Origin of the sequence: Klebsiella sp. HMSC09D12 (genome assembly GCF_001808475.1) — a bacterium.
GTDB lineage: Bacteria > Pseudomonadota > Gammaproteobacteria > Enterobacterales > Enterobacteriaceae > Klebsiella > Klebsiella oxytoca.
In genome coordinates, this window is record NZ_KV793470.1 from 1,175 (window position 1) to 1,870 (window position 696).

General features: G+C 49.6%; 1 protein-coding gene. It reads left to right on the top strand.

Annotated features, from left to right (window positions below):
* Nucleotides 1-696: terminase TerL endonuclease subunit (locus HMPREF3178_RS11160; protein WP_416371860.1), on the top strand; the 696-nt coding region annotated here is incomplete at both ends.

Sequence of the window (696 nt, forward strand, 5' to 3'; positions counted from 1 at the left end):
GGGCGCGCCTGCAGTCCCTTATTTTTGCAATCACTACTGCGGGTTTTAATAAAGAAGGTATCTGCTACGAGCAACGTGATTATGCGATCAAGGTTCTGAAGAACTTTGATAACCCTGACCCACTTTCCATTAAGGATGACAGCTATTTTGCGCTGATTTATACCCTCGATGAGGGGGACGACCCTTTCGACGAGGCAAACTGGCCGAAAGCTAATCCCGGTCTGGGTGTTTGTAAGCGATGGGACGACATGCGCCGTCTTGCCAAAAAGGCAAAAGAGCAGGTCGCGGCACGTGTCGGTTTTTTTACCAAGCATCTCAATATCTGGGTGCAGGGTGAAAAAGCATGGATGGACATGGCTCGATGGGAGAAATGCCGTGATTCATGGGAAGTTTCAACTTCTGCCAACTGGTCAATGTGGCTTGGCGTTGACCTTTCCAACAAAATTGATATTTCAGCTGCGGTTAAAGTCTGGCTCGCTCCAAATGGCGATGTTTATGTCCGCTCCCGATTCTGGATACCTGAAGGGCGGCTGGAAGCCTGTTCTAAGCAGCAGGCAGACCTTTACAGAAAATGGAATCTCGCTGGGTTCCTTGAATTTACCGATGGTGATGTCGTTGACCATGCAGTGATTAAAGAGGAAACCATTGAATGGGCGCGCGGGGACTCGCTGAACGAGTTTGCATACGACCCGTGGA